The 15,779-nt window shown below is 74.9% G+C and carries 12 protein-coding genes and 1 tRNA gene; 6 read left to right on the forward strand and 7 right to left on the reverse strand.

The window, feature by feature from the left end:
* Positions 1–3: 3 nt before the first annotated feature.
* Positions 4–1,668, reverse strand: coding sequence for an energy-dependent translational throttle protein EttA (gene ettA, locus ACZ5NJ_RS06840; protein WP_468763555.1), 1,665 nt, complete (start codon positions 1,666–1,668; stop codon positions 4–6).
* A 204-nt stretch (positions 1,669–1,872) separates the two neighbouring features.
* On the opposite strand from ettA, the gene ACZ5NJ_RS06845 reads away from it, so the two are divergent.
* The gene (locus ACZ5NJ_RS06845; protein ID WP_468763557.1) at positions 1,873–2,433 is read left to right on the forward strand and encodes a hypothetical protein; all 561 of its coding nucleotides are present in this window, start codon (positions 1,873–1,875) and stop codon (positions 2,431–2,433) included.
* A gap of 19 nt (positions 2,434–2,452) precedes the next feature.
* Here the strand turns inward: ACZ5NJ_RS06845 and ACZ5NJ_RS06850 are convergent, their stop codons facing one another.
* The 5 genes from ACZ5NJ_RS06850 to ACZ5NJ_RS06870 all read right to left on the reverse strand — a co-directional run bounded on the left by ACZ5NJ_RS06850 (position 2,453) and on the right by ACZ5NJ_RS06870 (position 9,737).
* Positions 2,453–4,009, reverse strand: a complete 1,557-nt coding sequence (locus ACZ5NJ_RS06850) for a phosphatase PAP2 family protein (RefSeq protein WP_468763560.1) — start codon at positions 4,007–4,009, stop codon at positions 2,453–2,455.
* Positions 4,010–4,058: 49 nt separating this feature from the next.
* The gene (locus ACZ5NJ_RS06855) at positions 4,059–5,219 is read right to left on the reverse strand and encodes a TQXA domain-containing protein (RefSeq protein ID WP_468763562.1); all 1,161 of its coding nucleotides are present in this window, start codon (positions 5,217–5,219) and stop codon (positions 4,059–4,061) included.
* A 326-nt stretch (positions 5,220–5,545) separates the two neighbouring features.
* Positions 5,546–5,953: a single-stranded DNA-binding protein gene (locus ACZ5NJ_RS06860; RefSeq protein ID WP_468763564.1), complete on the reverse strand. Its 408-nt coding sequence runs from the start codon at positions 5,951–5,953 to the stop codon at positions 5,546–5,548.
* A gap of 102 nt (positions 5,954–6,055) precedes the next feature.
* The gene (locus tag ACZ5NJ_RS06865) at positions 6,056–8,119 is read right to left on the reverse strand and encodes a GTPase (RefSeq protein ID WP_468763566.1); all 2,064 of its coding nucleotides are present in this window, start codon (positions 8,117–8,119) and stop codon (positions 6,056–6,058) included.
* 4 nt (positions 8,120–8,123) lie between these two features.
* Entirely contained in the window at positions 8,124–9,737 is a 1,614-nt protein-coding gene (locus ACZ5NJ_RS06870; protein WP_468763878.1) for a dynamin family protein, read from the reverse strand.
* Positions 9,738–10,068: 331 nt separating this feature from the next.
* Between ACZ5NJ_RS06870 and ACZ5NJ_RS06875 the strand changes: the two genes are divergently transcribed.
* Positions 10,069–10,141, forward strand: a tRNA-Arg gene (locus tag ACZ5NJ_RS06875).
* A gap of 127 nt (positions 10,142–10,268) precedes the next feature.
* On the opposite strand, the gene ACZ5NJ_RS06880 is transcribed toward ACZ5NJ_RS06875, so the two are convergent.
* The gene (locus ACZ5NJ_RS06880) at positions 10,269–10,703 is read right to left on the reverse strand and encodes a phospholipase (RefSeq protein ID WP_468763879.1); all 435 of its coding nucleotides are present in this window, start codon (positions 10,701–10,703) and stop codon (positions 10,269–10,271) included.
* 304 nt (positions 10,704–11,007) lie between these two features.
* Between ACZ5NJ_RS06880 and ACZ5NJ_RS06885 the strand changes: the two genes are divergently transcribed.
* The 4 genes from ACZ5NJ_RS06885 (at position 11,008) to ACZ5NJ_RS06900 (ending at position 15,623) form a co-directional block, all read left to right on the forward strand.
* Entirely contained in the window at positions 11,008–11,550 is a 543-nt protein-coding gene (locus ACZ5NJ_RS06885; protein WP_468763568.1) for a hypothetical protein, read from the forward strand.
* Between the two features lie 119 nt (positions 11,551–11,669).
* Positions 11,670–12,371 carry a 4'-phosphopantetheinyl transferase family protein gene (locus ACZ5NJ_RS06890; protein WP_468763570.1) on the forward strand — a complete coding sequence of 234 codons (702 nt, stop codon included), beginning with the start codon at positions 11,670–11,672 and terminating at the stop codon, positions 12,369–12,371.
* 98 nt (positions 12,372–12,469) lie between these two features.
* Positions 12,470–14,119 (forward strand): S8 family peptidase, encoded by a 1,650-nt coding sequence (locus tag ACZ5NJ_RS06895; protein ID WP_468763573.1) that lies wholly within the window; start codon positions 12,470–12,472, stop codon positions 14,117–14,119.
* A 208-nt stretch (positions 14,120–14,327) separates the two neighbouring features.
* Positions 14,328–15,623, forward strand: coding sequence for a hypothetical protein (locus ACZ5NJ_RS06900; protein WP_468763575.1), 1,296 nt, complete (start codon positions 14,328–14,330; stop codon positions 15,621–15,623).
* Positions 15,624–15,779: the final 156 nt, after the last annotated feature.

Genomic DNA, 15,779 nt, shown 5'->3' on the forward strand with positions numbered 1-15,779 from the left:
GACCTAGCCCCGGGTGAGCTTCTTGTAGGTGGCGCGGTGCGGACGGGTGGCGTCCGGGCCGAGCCGCTCGACCTTGTTCTTCTCGTAGGACTCGAAGTTGCCCTCGAACCAGAACCACTTCGAGTCGCCCTCGTACGCGAGGATGTGCGTGGCGACCCGGTCCAGGAACCAGCGGTCGTGGGAGACGACCACGGCCGCACCGGGGAACTCCAGCAGCGCGTTCTCCAGGGAGCCCAGGGTCTCGACGTCGAGGTCGTTGGTGGGCTCGTCGAGGAGCAGCAGGTTGCCGCCCTGCTTGAGGGTGAGCGCGAGGTTCAGGCGGTTGCGCTCACCGCCGGAGAGGACACCGGCCGGCTTCTGCTGGTCCGGGCCCTTGAAGCCGAAGGCGCTGACGTAGGCGCGGGACGGCATCTCGACGTTGCCGACGTTGATGTAGTCCAGCTCGTCCGACACGACCGCCCAGAGGGTCTTCTTGGGGTCGATGTTGGCGCGGCCCTGGTCGACGTACGAGATCTTGACGGTCTCGCCGACCTTGATCTCGCCGGAGTCCGGGGTCTCCAGGCCCTGGATCATCTTGAAGAGCGTGGTCTTGCCGGCGCCGTTGGGACCGATGATGCCGACGATGCCGTTGCGGGGCAGGGTGAAGGACAGGTCGTCGATGAGGACCTTGTCACCGAACGCCTTGCTGAGGTTGTTGACCTCGACGACGATCGAGCCCAGGCGGGGGCCCGGCGGGATCTGGATCTCCTCGAAGTCCAGCTTCCGCATCTTGTCGGCCTCGGCCGCCATCTCCTCGTAGCGGGCGAGACGGGCCTTGGACTTGGCCTGGCGGCCCTTGGCGTTGGAGCGGACCCACTCCAGCTCTTCCTTGAGGCGCTTGGCGCGCTTCTCGTCCTTCTTGCCCTCGACCTTGAGGCGCTCGGCCTTCTTCTCCAGGTAGGTGGAGTAGTTGCCCTCGTAGGGGTGGGCGCGGCCGCGGTCCAGTTCGAGGATCCACTCGGCGACGTTGTCGAGGAAGTAACGGTCGTGGGTGACGGCCACGACGGCGCCCTTGTACTGGGCCAGGTGCTGCTCCAGCCAGTTCACGGACTCGGCGTCGAGGTGGTTGGTGGGCTCGTCGAGGAGCAGCAGGTCGGGGGCCTCCAGCAGCAGCTTGCAGAGGGCCACGCGGCGCTTCTCACCACCGGAGAGGTTGGTGACGGGCCAGTCGCCGGGCGGGCAGCCCAGGGCGTCCATGGCCTGCTCCAGCTGGGCGTCGAGGTCCCACGCGTTGGCGTGGTCCAGGTCGTCCTGGAGCTTGCCCATCTCCTCCATCAGCTCGTCGGTGTAGTTCGTCGCCATTTCCTCGGCGATCGCGTTGAACCGGTTGAGCTTCTGCTTGATCGGGCCGACGCCGTCCTCGACGTTCTCCAGGACCGTCTTGGACTCGTCGAGCTTGGGCTCCTGCATGAGGATGCCGACGGAGTAGCCGGGCGACAGGAAGGCGTCACCGTTGGACGGCTGCTCGATGCCCGCCATGATCTTCAGGACGGTGGACTTACCGGCGCCGTTCGGGCCGACCACGCCGATCTTGGCCCCCGGCAGGAAGTTCAGGAAGACGTCGTCGAGGATCACCTTGTCGCCGTGCGCCTTGCGCGTCTTGCGCATGGTGTAGATGAACTCAGCCAAGAGAAACCGTCCGGCAGATCGATGGTGGGCAGATACACCCCATACTGCCGTACGTCCATCCCCTGGGGAAAACGTGAATGGTCAGGGCCCTGATCTGCACCTCCGTGCGGCCGGATGAGGGAAACCCCCGGCGCGGGGCGCGAGCGGGCGGCAGGATGGCGTCCGGTCCCGGTCCGGACCCGCACACCGCGCAGGAGGCAGGCCGTGGAAAGCACCGTGATCGCGCTCGCCGGCACGACGATCGCCGTGGCGGGGACGCTCCTGGCGCCCGTCCTGTCGCAGCGTCTGCTGGCGCGGGCGCAGTCGGACCAGTTCGAGCGGCAGGAGCGCGCGGCCGACGCCCAGTGGGCGCGTGAGCAGCGGGTCGCCGAGTGGGACAAGCGGCGCGAGTGCTACGTGGCGGCCAACTCCGGCTACCGCAGGTACCGGGTGGAGCTGATGAACCACCTGTGGCGGGTCCACAAGGGGGAGGCCGGTCCGGAGACGCGGGCGGCGCTGGAGGATGCGCGGCACGCCATGCACGCCTCCTTCGCCGAGGCCCAGATGGCGGCCTCCGACGCCGTCCTGGACGAGCTGGACGCCATGGCACAGACCCTGGCCCACGCCTACGACCGGGTGATGCGGCTGGAGGAGGGCGACCCCGCGGCGGACGGGGCGTTCGAGGAGATACGGCGGATGCTGGTGCGGGCCAACGACCAGTGGGTGGGGATGCGCGGGGCGATGCGGGCCGACCTGGGGGTGGAGCCCGGGCCGGCCCGTCCGTGACCTCGGCGCGCCCGCGGGCTCAGTGGGGGCGGTAGACGGGGAGGGCGTCGGGGAGGGTGTCGAGGACGAGGGCGGGCGGCGCCTGGGCGTACTCGCCGTCGTAGGCGAGGGGGGTGCCGGGCGGGATGTCCTCGATGTGCAGGCGGCGCAGGCGGATGGCCACGTGCGCGGGTGAGCGGGTCAGCGGGCCGGCGAGGGCGGCGGCGAGGAGGCGGGGGCCGGGGCGGCCGCCGCCGTGGACGAGCCGGAGGTCGAGCAGGCCCTCGCCGAGGCCCTCCCGGCGGCGGGGGGTGGGGCCGGAGCCCTGGTAGGTGCCGTTGCCGGCGAAGAGCAGCCAGGCGCTGCGGGGCCGCCCGGCCAGCGTCAGCCGGACGGGCCGCTCGGCACGCAGCACCCGCCAGGCCGCCAGGAGCGCGGCGGGCCCGCCGCCGATCCGCGGGGCCCAGCGCAGCCGGTGCCGCAGCAGCTCGGGGTAGACCCCGAAGCTGAAGGTGTTCAGGAAGTAGCCGCCCCCCTCACCGGCCGGGGCGCCCGGTCCGGCCGCCCCGGACGACGCGGGCCGCCCGCCGGGGGGCCGGGCGTGCGAGGACCCCGGGGCGGTCGGGGTGAAGCGGCCCACCGCCACGCGGACCGCCTCGCCCGCGGCCACCGCCCGGCAGGTGTCCTCGGGGCCGGTGAGGCCGAGGTCGAGGGCGAAGTGGTTCAAGGTGCCCCCGGGGAACACCGCGAGCGGGACGCCGGCCCGCAGCGCGGCGGTCGCGGCGGCGTTGACCGTGCCGTCGCCCCCGCAGACCCCCAGCACCTGGGACCGGGCCGCGGCGGCCGCCAGCTCCGCCGCCAGCTCCTCGCCGCCGCACTCCACGATCTCCGCCCGGGGCAGCCGGTCCTTCAGGGCGGTGAGCACCGCCCCGCCGGCCGTGCCCGCGCCGGTGTTCACGACCACGGTCAGCCCGTCCCCGTCCGGCAGCGCGGGCACCCCGGCCGCCGGCCGCTCGTCGCCCGGGACGGCCCGCGCCCGCTGCACGCCGCGCGCGAGCTCGCGTACGGCGAAGCCCGCCGCCACCCCGAGCAGCGCGCCCGCCGCCACGTCGGACGGGTAGTGCACACCGGTGTAGACGCGGGAGAACGCCACCGACGCGGCCAGCGGCGCCACCGCGGCTCCCCACACCGGCGACTCCAGCGCCAGCCCCGTCGCGAAGGCGAAGGCCGAGGCGGAGTGCCCGGACGGGAAGGACGTGGTCCACGGCGGCACGGCGGGCCGACGGACCAGGGGCACGCCTTCCAGCAGCGGCCGCGGCCTGCGCACGGACCACTTGCCGACGGTGTTGACGGTCGCGGAGGCCAGCGCGAGCGAGGCGGCGGCCCGCAGCGCGGCCTTGCGGGTCCGCGGCGCGCCGAGGGCCGTGAGGCCCGCCGCGATCCCGCCCCACAGCACTCCGTGGTTCGCGGCCCGTCCGAGCGCCGGCAGCGCCCGCTCGGCCGCGGGCCAGTGCCGTCGCGCGACGGCGTCGAACAGCCGCCGGTCCCACAGCGCGGCGGTACCCCGCCAGGTCAGTTGCTGATCACGATCTGCCATTTCCCGCGCTTACCCGGGGTGTGGCGCGGTGAAGCCCCCCTCCCCTCGTTCAGCCCTCCGTCTCCCCCTCCTCTCCTTCCAGCGGCCGCTTGCGCAGCAGCAGGACCACCATGCCGCCCAGCACCACCAGTCCCACCGCCAGCGAGGCGATCACCGGGGTGGCGGCGGAGCTGCCGCTGACGGCCAGCCGCTCCTCGTCCGGTGACGGGGCCTGCGGCGGCCCGGCGTCGTCGGCCGGTGCCACCTCGGCGCTGCCGGCGAGCGTGCCCACCTTCCCCTCGGCGGCGGCCGGCTGCGGCCAGACCGCCGTGGCGGTGGCGGCGGTCGCGGACTCGCTGGAGCCGGCCACGACCTGCGCCTCGGCCGGGATCCCACTGGCGAAGACCCGCCCGACCGGCACCTTCGTGGAGCCCTGCACGGTGAACGAGGCCGTCCCGTCGGGCGTGCCCGCGGGCACCTCGAAGTACAGCCGGCTGCCGTTGGCCGCGACGGTGACCGGCTGCCCGTCGGCATCGACCACCCGCACGCCCATGGCCACGGCCGCCGCGCCGGGGGTGACGGTGACGCTCTGGGCCGCCGTGCGGACGGTGACCGGGCCGAGCCGGGTCCCGGTGGGCCCCGTCACCGGGCCGGACACCCGGCCGGGGTCCAGCCCCAGCGAGGCCGGCGGCTCCGGCAGCCGGCCCGCCTCCCGCTGGAGGTAGTCGGCCAGCTTCTCGGCCGCCTGGTCGGCGGCCTCGACCTGCGCCCCGTCCGCCAGCCGCCAGATCGCCACCTGGGTGCCGGCCGCCGCGCTCTCCGCCGTCAGCGCCCCGGCTCCGGCCGCCTTGGCCAGCCCGGCCAGGTCGTTGTGCTGGGGGTAGGAGTGCTCCAGCACCCAGCGGATCCGGCCGCCCGCCTCGCTGTTGCCCGCGACGGGGCTGCCGCCCCAGCCGCTCTCGGTGTAACGGGCCTGCGGCTGGGCGTTGCCCGCGACGCCGACCCCGTACGTCTGGAGCATGCCGCCGCCGTCGACCCGCATCTCGTACAGCCCGGCCGGAATCTGCCGGACCGAGCCGTCCCGGGCGTGCAGGACCGCCCGGCCGTAGGTCTTCAGGCCGTCGAGCACGGCGCTCGCGCCACCGGCCGTCGAGCCGGCCGCAGCCGGGTCGGAGTCGGCCGCGGCCCGGGCGCCCGGGGCGGCGGTGAGGGCCGCGGCCAGCAGGGCCACCGCCAGCGGCCGCCGCGCGGAGCCCCGTGCGCCGCCTCCCGTGCCGGAACCGGCAACAGGACCGGAACCGGCAACGGGACCGGTACCGGGACCGGATGCGGGGACAGGGCCCACAGCACCGGCCGGAGCAGCGGGCACGCCCGGAAGCGGAACCGGCGGCGGGGCCACCGCGGAGGCCGCCGGGGCGGCGGCCGGTCCGCCCGTGGACGCGGCGCGGGACTCGAAGGACGCGCAGGACGCGGGAACAGCAGTCGACACAGTCTTCCCCTCCGGGCCAAAGACCCAGGTGCCCGTGGATACCGGGGAATCCTAGCCTCATCGAACACTCAGACCACCGCCGCCTTCTGAGGGCCCATCAGCGGGGTGTCCGTCTTGACCACCCGGCGGAAGGCCGCAGTTCCACGGTTCAGGTCGTGTCCGACGGCGATCGCGTCGATGTCGGCCGAAAACCATCGGACCCCTTCGCCGTCGGGCGGCCCCTCCCGGACCCGCAGCCGCCCGTGCACCACGAGGGGTTCCCCCACCGAGACCGAACTGGCCAGGTTCACCGCCAGCACCCGGCGCGCCCAGACCGTGTAGAAGCTGGTGGTGCCGTCGGTCCAGGCCTCGCTCCGCCGGTCGAAGTACCGCGGGGTCACCGCGAAACGGAACCTCGCCGACGGGCCGGTCACCGTCTCCTTGAAGTCGATCTGCGTCGCCACGTGCCCCACCAGCGTCACCAGGGTGTCGTTCATCCCGGCCGCCCTCCCTCGCATCGCGTACGGCTCGCGCGGACCCTCCGCACGAGGTACGACCATGCTGGCCCGGCCCTGCGACCCGCCGCTCCGGCCTGTGGACTACTGGCGCGTTGTGGACAACTTCGTCCCCCCTGTGGAGACGGTCGCGTACTGCTCGCGGACCTCCCGGTACCGCAGCAGCTCAGCAGCCACCGGCTCCAGCACCCGGGCCCGCCCGCAGCCGGCCGCGGCCTGCCGCAGCCGGCGCTCGGCGTCCTGTCCGTACCGGCGGGCGGGGCCCCGCGCGGCGATCGAGCAGGCCCACTCCACCAGCGGCCCGCCGACGATGCCCGCCACCATGAACAGCACGGGCGGCAGCAGCTTCGGCTCCAGGACCCCCGCGATCTGTCCGACCAGCCACAGCCCGCCGAAGACCTGCACCAGCGTCATCGCGGCCTGCGCCAGCACCGCCGCCGGCCACCAGGCGGGCCGGGGCGGCTTCGTGCCGGGGGCCGGAACGGCCGGGCCGAGGGTCACCGCGAGCTCGTCCAGCGCCTCCGGCAGCCGGGCGGCCCCGCGCACCGCGGTCTCCCGTACGGCCTGCGCCCAGGGTTCGGGCAGCCCGACGGCCGCCTCGTCCGCTACGGTCCGCACGGCCTGCTCCACCCGCTGCCGTGCGGTCACCTCCTCCTCGACCGGCATGGGGGCGGCCGCGGTGGAGCGGCCGATCACCGCCAGGGCGGACAGGCCGGCCAGCGAGCGGGGCGCGCGCCGGCCCTCGTACCAGCGCCACAGCCGCAGCCAGGGTGTCCCGCAGGCCTTGCCGGCGTTGCGCCGCCAGGCCCGCTCGGCGGCGAGGCCGGCCGCGTGGGCCCCGACGGCCTCGGCGAGGCGGTCCTCGAACTCGGCGCGCGCCGCCTCGCCGATCTCCGGCCCGGAGGGGCGGTTGTGTCCGTCGGCGACGTACAGCGGGCGCAGCCGGGCGGCGGCCCGGTCGACGTCGGCGGCGATCCGCCGGGTCGCGGCGCCCTTCTCCTGGGTGAACTGTCCGAGGAGCTCGCGCAGTTCCGCGACCCCTTCACCCGTCAGGGCGGACAGGCCGAGGACGGTCGCGCCGGGCTCGCCGTGCTCGCCGAGCGCGATGCCGTCCTCGTCCAGGAGCCGGCGCAGGTCGTCCAGGACGAGGTCGGCGGCCTCGCCGGGCAGCCGGTCCACCTGGTTCAGGACGACGAAGGTCACCTCCGCGTGCCCGGCCAGCGGCCGCAGGTACCGCTCGTGGAGGACGGCGTCCGCGTACTTCTCCGGGTCGACGACCCAGACGACTGCGTCGACCAGCGCCAGCACCCGGTCGACGTGCTCGCGGTGCACGCCGAGCGCGGAGTCGAGGTCGGGCAGGTCGACGAGGACCATGCCGCGCAGCGCCTCGGCTTCGGAGGTCTCGCGGGGCCGGCGCCGCAGCCGTCCGGGGATCTCCAGCCGGTCCAGCAGGCCCGCGGCCCCGTCCGACCAGCTGCAGGCGATCGGCGCGGCGGTAGTCGGCCGGCGCAGGCCGGTTTCGGAGATCTGCACTCCGGCGAGTGAGTTGAAGAGCGTGGACTTGCCGCTTCCGGTGGCGCCGGCGACGGCGACGACCGTGTGCTGGGTGGACAGGCCCCGGCGTGCGGCCGCCTCGTCGAGGACCCGGCCGGCCTCGGCGAGGGTCTTGCCGTCGAGGCGGGTGCGGGAGAGCCCGACGAGCTGGCGGAGCGCGTCGAGGCGGGTGCGCAGGGCCTGGGCCTCGGGGCTGAGCGGGGGCGAGGGGGACTTGCCGCCGTCGCTGCCGGCGCCGGAGACGGCGCGGACGAGGGCCTCGTCGCCCGCGTCCGCCTCCTCGTCGGGCTCCTCGGCCGGGGGCTCGTCGTCGGCGCCGCGTGAACGGGTCCAGCCGAAACCGCCCTTTCGGGTGGTCCGGTGGCGTGAGCGGGCGATGAACCCGTCGTCCCAGCGCTCGGCGGCCCGTTCGGCGGCAGGTTCACCGGTACGGCCGCGGACGCGCGCGCCGTCGCCGGGCGGATCGCCGGCGTGGTCGCGGTCGCCCGTACGGGCACGGTCGCCCGCACGGTCACGGTCGCCCACACGGTCGAGGCCGCCGGCGTGGTCGCGGTCCCCGGCCTGGTCGCGGTCGCGGTCGGTCAAGGCGGTCACCCCCTCACCTCTCCTTCTGCAGTACGGACAGCGCCGCGATCAGCTCGGCCTGTGGTTCCGGGGTCACTTCGAGGGCCTGGAGCGGGGCGAGCCGGCGGTCCCGTTCGGCGCGCAGGATCTGGTCGAGGTGGTCGCTGACCACTTCCCCGCCCCGGTCGCGCAGGCGCAGGGCGGCCTGTACGCCGATCCGCTCGGCGAGCTTCTCCCCGGCCGGGCGGGCCCGTTTGCCGCCGAGGAGGGCGGCGACGAGGAGGGCGGCGATGCCGTCGGGGTCGGGCGCGGGCTGCCTGTCGAGCTTGGCGACCTCCTCCTCGGCGAGTTCCTCCAGCACGCGCCGCCAGCGCCGTACGGCCATGCCGATACGTTCCGCCGCCTCCCGGTCGGGCCCGGGCGGCGACAGCGCGCCGGCGGCCGGCTCGCGGCGCCAGGCCCCGGCGATGCGCTCGTCGGCGGCGGCGACGGCGCACTGGAGCAGCGCGGCGAGGGATTCCGCGAGGGAGTCGAGGAGTTCGTCGGCGCTGGTGTCGAGGGGGTAGCCGCGCCAGCGGGTGAGGGCGTCCCCGGCGAGCACGGCGCCGCTGTCGAGGCGTGCCTGCACCCGTTTGCCCTCCCTCTTGTACGCGTCCTCGACGGCCGAGGTCAGCCGGACGGCGGCGGCGTGCTGGGCGGCCACGGCGGAGGCCAGCTCCGGCATGCGGCGCCCGAGCGAGTCGAGCGCGCCGAGCGCGGTACGGCTGACGGCGTACTGCCGGGCGGCCGGGTCCTGGACGTGGTGGGTGAGCCAGGCGAGCAGCGGTGCGACGGCGCTGGCCGGCAGCAGTCCGCCGCCGCCGGCCGACTCGGGCAGCTCGGGCACCGTGAACCGGGGCACGTCGCCCAGTCCGGCGCGGGTGAGCAGGGCCCCGTACTGGCGCGAGACCTCGGCGAGCACCTGGTGCGGGACCCGGTCGAGGACGGTGATCAGGGTGGCGTTGTACTGCTTGGCGGTGCGCAGCAGGTGCCAGGGGATGGCGTCGGCGTAGCGCGAGGCGGTGGTGACCATGACCCAGACGTCGGCGGCGCAGATCAGCTGGGCGGCGAGGGTCCGGTTCTCGACCACGAGGGAGTCGATGTCCGGGGCGTCGAGGAGGACCAGGCCGCGCGGGAGGGTGGAGACGGTCTCGATCCGCAGCTCGCGGGTCGTGGGGCCGCGGTGCGCTCCGGGCGGGCGGCCCCTGCGGGAGGGAGGGAGCAGGTCGTCCTCCTCCGGGGGCGCCCAGACGCGCATGAGGTCGGGGAGGATCCGCATCCCGGCGAACCAGTGGTGGTCGTCCGGATGGCAGACGAGCACCGGCGTGCGGGTGGTGGGGCGCAGCACTCCGGCTTCGCTGACCTGGCGGCCGACGAGGGAGTTCACGAGGGTGGACTTACCGGCTCCGGTGGACCCGCCGACGACGGCGAGCATCGGCGCCTCGGGCGCCTTGAGCCGGGGTACGAGGTAGTCGTCGAGCTGCGCCAGCAGCTCGGCTCTGGTCTGACGGGCGCGCGGGGCGCCGGGCAGGGGCAGCGGCAGACGCACGGACGCGACCCGGTCGCGCAGGGCGGACAGGGCATCGAGCAGCTGAGGCCGAACATCCAAGGTCACCACATGCGAAGAATGCCCAATTTGGGACCATTTTTGAAGCTTATACGCCCTCTGCGCGCCGACCGCGACTCCAGTGGGACATCATGGACACCGCGGACGAGTGGGACGCAGGCATAACGAGTGCACAACACCCAGGCCGCCGCGGCGCAAAAGCGGTGCGAGAATCGCACCTGCCTGCGATTATCGGGACCGCTTCACCGAACCTCCACAACGTGGCACGCGAGCGAAGCAACCGGGACAAGGCAACCGGAGCCCTATCCTTGACCCGGCACGGACCACAGTCCCACCCCCACCAAGGGGCTCCAGGCCACCACGGTCACCACCGGCCCCCGTAGCTCAGCGGATAGAGCAGGCGCCTTCTAAGCGCTTGGCCGCAGGTTCGAGTCCTGCCGGGGGCACTTCTTCTCCTCCTCCCCGGGGAGGCGCGCACGGTCGCGCCTTGGGGATGGTCTCCTCATTGGCGCGAAATCACCCGTACGGACCCTTGCAGGCGCAAAAGGCCCGTCCCCCGGACGGGCGGCGAATTCAGGGGGCCGGGGCCGCCGGGGTGGGTTGTGTGGCGGTGCCGAAGGTTTTGACCGCCTGGTAGTAGGTCCAGGCTGTGCCGTCGCATGAGGTTTTCCGGGCGCCCGTGTAGTGGGCGCAGACGCGTTTGAGGTCCGCGTGGAACGCGTCGTCCAGTCGGGGCTTGTTGGCCTGGAAGGTGCCCGGCGCCCGGTAGTTGCGGTAGCCGAAGTCGTGGCGGGCGCACGCCTCGGCGAAGGGGAAGCCGAAGGGGTTGTCGGGGGAGGACGTGCAGTAGTCCGTCGACCAGTCGAAGCCGTACGCCGTCCAGTCCGTCCGGTGGGCGCGGGCGGTGAGCCAGGCCCGCTGGCTGGCCTCCGCGGTCTGCGTCCAGCGGCCGAGTACCTGAGGCTTGTCCGCTGGGACGGCCGACGCGGGGGCGGCGAGGACGAGCAGCGCGGCGACGGCCGAGGCGAGGAGGGGGGCGGGGCGAGGAGGGGGGCGGGGCGGCGGCGCATGGCGTTCCTGGGGGCGGGGCGGCGGACGGGCGGCCGCTCCGGGGGTGAGGGCCGCCGCCGCACCGGGAGTTGAGCGGACTGCCCCTATAACGCGCGCCGGGCGCGGGCGTTTCTGTCCGCTCGGCGGGTTGACGGCCGCCCGCACCACCCTCAGGTATGACTCGGTATGCGACTTCCGGCAGAGCCGAAGTTCGTACCGGGGAGGGACGCGTGGACGGCCGCGGCCGCGAACACTTGGGGGTATGAACCGCCGTCCGCTCGTCATCGCCGCCGCCATCGTGGGAGCCCTCGCCACCGCGGCCTTCGCGCTGCCCAACCTCCCGCCGAACCCCGTCACCAACGCCCTCAACGAGCGGTTCTTCAAGGAGAAGGGCCGGCACTACGCCACCGCCACCGCCGCCGAGAAGCGCACGCGGGGCGACCGGGCCCTCGCGCTGCCCAGCTGGATGCCGCGGGACGCGACGGACATACGCATACAGGCTCGCGCCGACGGCAAGGCCCGGCTCATCCGGTTCACCCTCGGCAAGACGCCCCTGGACGGGCCGCAGTGCGCCGCGGAGGCCCCGAGGAAGGCCGGCGGCCCCCGGCTGGGCGCCCGCTGGTGGCCGCGCGACACCCGGAGTGAGGAGCGGCCCGAGTGCCGGGACCGCTACCAGTACCAGGTGGCGGTGCGCGGGCGGAAGGTCTACGCCTGGACCGACGGGACGCCCTCCCCTGGAGCGCGAATACCGGAGGGCACCGCGGCCGTCCCGCAGCCCGGGGCCGTTCCGGCCGTCCGCCGCTGACGGGTCCGTACCGGGCGAGGTGGGCGGCAGGCGGTCCAGGGTGGCGTGCCCGAGGACGTCCACGGTGGACCAACCACGTGGCCGGCCGGGACGTCAACTGCCCGCACTACTCTCGTGAGGTGATCGAAGAACTGAACCGACTCGACGGTGCGGCGCCCCTGCCCGGGGAGATCCCGGCGGGCTCGGGCACGGCGGTGTGGGCGCTGGACACCACGCGCGAGGTGGTCGGCGGCCACGCGGTCGCGGGGGCCGCGGCGCTGCTGGACGCCGAGGAGCGCGGGCGGGCGGACCGGCTGCTGCGCCCCGCCGACCGGCGCACCTACCTGGCCTCGCACCTGGGGCTGCGGGTGCTGCTCGGCGGATACCTGGGGGTGGCTCCCGGGGAGGTCCGGTTCGTCCGCGAGGACTGCCCGAACTGCGGGGGGCCGCACGGCCGGCCCGCGGTGGCCGGGGGCGGGGTGCACTTCTCCCTGTCCCACAGCGGGGACCTGGCGTACCTGGCCTTCGCGGGCGTGCCGGTCGGCGTGGATGTGGAGGGCCTGCCGAGCGCGGCTGCGGTGGCCGACGTCCTGAGCGCCCTGCACCCTGCGGAGACGGCCGAGGTGACCGCTTTGCCGGAGGACGGGCGGCGGGCGGCGCTGGCCCGGGTGTGGGCCCGCAAGGAGGCCTGCCTCAAGGCGACCGGCGCGGGCCTCGCCGAAGGCCTGGCCGAGCCGTACGTGGGCTCCGCGCCGGCCCCCGCGGTGGTGCCGGGCTGGAGCCTGCGCGACCTGCCGGCCCCGCCCGGTTACGCCGCCGCGCTGGCCCTGCGCACGTTCTGACGCCCGGGGCGGCCGACGCGCCCGCCGGGGCGGCGTGTCGTGCCGCCGGTTGGCGCACCCTCCGCGCGCCTCCGTCCGGCCGGGCCGAGCATCGCCGCATGACCGTGATGACCGCGCTCCTCCCGGCCGCCGCCCTGCTGGCGGCGGCCACCGTCCTGCCCCCGCACCCCGCCGCGAACGCCGACGACGCCGGTGTGCCCACCGCCTCCTACGTCGTCGTCCTCAAGGATGCCGTCACCCGCGCGCCGGCCCGCGCCCTGGCCTCCGAGGCGGCGAAGGCCGGCGACCGGGTGGACGCGGTCTACGACACCGCCCTCGACGGATTCGCCGTGACCACCACCGCGGCCCGCGCCGCCGTGCTCGCCGCCGACCCCCGCGTGGCCTCCGTCGAACCGGACACGGTCTACCGGATCTCCGACCCCGCCGCCGCCCCCGTGGAGCGCCCCGCCCCCGAACCCCCGGCACCCGAGCCGACCACCGCCGAACAGCCCGCGCCCCCGCAGTCCGACCCGAAGCCGCCCACCGCCGACCAACCTGCCACCGCGCAACCCACGCCCGCCCCGGCCACCCCGGAACAGCCCGCGCCCCCGCAGCCCGCCGCGAGGCCGACCCCCGCCGAACAGCCCGCCTCCCCACAACCCGCGCCCGCCCCGGCCACCCCGGACACGCAGCCCGCACCCGAGCCGCCCACCACCGACCAGCCCGCGCCCGTGCCCGCCGTGCCCGTGCAGCCCGCCCCCACGCAGCCCGCACCCCTGCCCGTCGCCCCCGTGCAGCCCACCCCCACGCAGCCAGCGGCCTCCGCCCCCGCGCCGGCCGCCCCCACGCAGCCCGCGCCCCGGCCGTCCGCCCCCGTGCAGGCGCGGCCGGAGGGGGCCGGAGGGGCGGGTGGGAGCCAGGTGCGGGCGCCCTGGCACCTCGACCGGCTCGACCAGCGCGCGCTGCCGCTCGACGGCTCGTACACGTACCCCGCCACCGGCGCGGGCGTCACGGTCTACGTCGTCGACACCGGGATCAACACCCTCCACCAGGAGTTCGGCGGCCGCGCCCGCACCGGCTTCAACGCCCTCTGGATGGAGGGCTCCGCCGACTGCAACGGCCACGGCACGCACGTCGCGGGAACCGTCGGCGGGGCGACGTACGGGGTCGCCAAGGGGGTCTCCCTCGTCGGGGTGAAGGTGGCCGACTGCCGGGGCGACGCGCGGCTCTCGCACATCCTGCGCGGCCTCGACTGGATGGTGAAGGACGCCACCCGCGGCGGCCTGCCCCTGCGCCCCGCCGTCGCCAACATGAGCCTGGGCGGCACCCGCAGCCACTCCATGGACGCGGCGGTCATCCGCGCCGCCGCCTACGGGATCACCGTCACCGTCGCCGCCGGCAACGAGGGCCGTGACGCCTGCACGGGCTCCCCCGCCAACGTCCCGCAGGCCCTCACGGTCGCCGCCACCGACGCCGCCGACCACCACCCCTCCTTCTCCGACCACGGCCCCTGCGTGGACCTCTCGGCGCCGGGCGTGGCCGTCGTCTCCGCCTGGAAGGGCACGGCGACCGCGCTCGCCCGGGCCACCGGTACCTCCATGGCCGCCCCGCACGTCGCGGGCGCCGCCGCGCTGCTCCTGGCGGGCGGCACGGTGCACACCCCCGAGCAGGTGCGCGCGGCCCTGCTCCGTGACGCCGCCCCGGGCCTGATCACGGGCCTGCCCGCCGGCACCCCGAACCTGCTCCTCCAGGTCCCGGCCGGGGCCTGAACCCCCGACCGGTTCACCGACCAGTCGGTATCCGATGTCCCATCAGACCGGGTCTGATGGGACATCAATGTCTGTGCGCTTCACACCCGGGCAATCCATTGACTTCTCGACACCGCGACGCGTCAATGACGGCCATCCGCACCGGCTCGGCCTCCCCCACACAGCGGGTGGGGGGAGGGGTTCGTCATGACGAAGGAGTCGCGACCCAGTGAGTACGAGAACGCTCAAACGAAGAGTGCTGGCCGGGGCGGGCGCCCTGTCCCTGGCCCTGACGGGCGGCGTCGTGGCCCTGACCGGGCCGGCGCAGGCCGCGACGAAGACCACTTCCGTCCCCGTGAAGTGCGTCGCCCCCGCGCCGCAGCCGGGCGCCAACGGCAACCAGGACTACACGATCACGGTGCCGGACACCGCCAAGGCGGGTGAGACCGTGCCGATCACCATCGATCCGGGCGAGACGCCGGTCATCCCGATGTTCACGATCGACACGGTCAACACCATCAAGGCGAAGCTGCTCGTCGGAGGGGTGGCCCAGACGGTCACCAGCCCGGCCGTCCCCAGCCACCAGGAAGCCAACAAGAAGTCCGACCCGCCCGCCTTCTCCGGCACGATCAAGATCCCGGACGGCAGCGAGGGCACCACCGTCCAGATCACCATCGACCAGGTGGTCACGGACGCCGACCTGGGCGGCACGGTCTACACCACCACCTGTACCCCGGACCCGCGGCCCAGCGCCTCCGTCGGCTCCGTCGCCGTCGAGGCCCTCCCCAAGGACCCGGTCACCACCAGGCTGACGCCCAACAGCGGCAAGGCGGGCACCGCCGTCGTCGCCACCGGCGCCAACTTCCCGGCCGGACCGGTCATCTGTTCCGCCCTCCTCGCGGGCGCGGCCACCGGTGACACCGGCACCGGTACGGCGGACGCCTCCGGCGCCGCCACCTGCAACATCACCGTCACGAAGAAGGCCGACGCCATCAGGATCGACGGCTCGGTCCCGCCCGCCAAGCCCTTCGTGTTCGTCGAGGAGCAGGCGGGCGTGAAGAACCCGGTGGACGTCGAGGTGCTGCCCGGACCGCTGGCCCTCGGCCCCAAGGACGGCCAGCCCGCCGTCAGCTTCGGCTCGGTGACCATCAACGGCAAGGCCCAGTCGGTGTTCGGCGCGTTCAACGCCGCCACCGTCCAGGACTTCCGCGGCGGCACCCTCGGCTGGGACGTGACGGCGACCCGTACGCCGTTCCTGAACCAGACGACGGGCCACTCCCTGGCCAAGGCGCAGCTCGGCATCCAGCCGTCCTGCACCGTGACCAACCCGGACAGCCCGAGCACCTGCACCGCGGGCGCGCCGGGCGCGATCACGGAGACCCCGATGAAGGTCGCCTCGCAGGCGGCCGGCGGTGACGAGCTGACCGGCGGCGAGTTCGCCGTGGGCGGCGCTGCGATGCTCCAGCTGCCGCCGTTCATGTTCGCCGACACCTACCAGTCGGTCGTCACCTTCTCGATCGCCTGACCGGCCGGCCCGGACGGACCCCGGTGGTGGGGCGCCCCGGCGCCGCGCCACCCCCCCACCTCCCCCCCCCCCCCCGGAGAAGAACACCCACGCGCCTGCGCACGACCGTCCTGCGCACCCTCCTGCTCACCCTGTGCGCACTGCTGCCGCTCCCCG

Source organism: Streptomyces sp. NPDC032091 (genome assembly GCF_055580265.1).

Bases quoted from the DNA above. Each gene is read 5' to 3' on its own strand.
- ACZ5NJ_RS06850 (WP_468763560.1), bottom strand. From the start codon at position 4,009: ATGGCAGATCGTGATCAGCAACTGACCTGGCGGGGTACCGCCGCGCTG.
- ACZ5NJ_RS06860 (WP_468763564.1), bottom strand. From the start codon at position 5,953: ATGAACGACACCCTGGTGACGCTGGTGGGGCACGTGGCGACGCAGATC.
- ACZ5NJ_RS06885 (WP_468763568.1), top strand. From the start codon at position 11,008: ATGAACCGCCGTCCGCTCGTCATCGCCGCCGCCATCGTGGGAGCCCTC.
- ACZ5NJ_RS06895 (WP_468763573.1), top strand. From the start codon at position 12,470: ATGACCGTGATGACCGCGCTCCTCCCGGCCGCCGCCCTGCTGGCGGCG.